Origin of the sequence: Falsihalocynthiibacter sp. CO-5D18 (assembly GCF_041205445.1) — a bacterium.
Lineage (GTDB): Bacteria > Pseudomonadota > Alphaproteobacteria > Rhodobacterales > Rhodobacteraceae > Falsihalocynthiibacter > Falsihalocynthiibacter arcticus.
The window spans coordinates 1-482 of record NZ_JBGFCF010000091.1; the positions used below are offsets into that span (position 1 = coordinate 1).

General features: G+C 46.1%; 1 protein-coding gene. It reads left to right on the top strand.

Annotated elements, in window-relative coordinates; translation table 11 throughout:
• Positions 1-98: 98 nt before the first annotated feature.
• Positions 99-482 (top strand): hypothetical protein (locus AB9F27_RS22065; RefSeq protein ID WP_369758228.1); only part of this gene is annotated, 384 nt, incomplete at its 3' end.

Below are 482 nucleotides of genomic sequence, written 5' to 3' on the forward strand. Positions count from 1 at the left end.
ATGAGTGGAAAAATCTTCTATTCGATATGAAAGAGGAGGATGTAGTCCTCAACAAATTTAGCCCCACCGGTTTCTATTCATCGGCATACAATAATGGCATGATGCGCGAATTATATGAGCGTTCAAATCGGCAGGTCCCTTTTGCCCAAAAAGGGTCTAACCTCCTGAACGAACCCATCCAAGGCCCCGGTGTGCCCGCCAATAACTATGGTGTTTCTCCGGAGGACATAGATAAGGTTGATGCTTGGATTGCTGATGGGTTTACAATTCCCATGCGTACACCTGATGACACACTGATCTTTGTGTCCAAGGAAAAGTCGAAGGAGATCAAATCTCATCGCGCCGAGTGTGTTGGGTGCATTTCCAGTTGCAAACTTAGTACGTGGTGTGAGGACGCCGATAAAAAATATTCAACGGGCAAATTACCCGATCCGCGCGTTCATTGTATCCGCAAAGGGTTGCAAAAAGCTATTGCAGTAAAC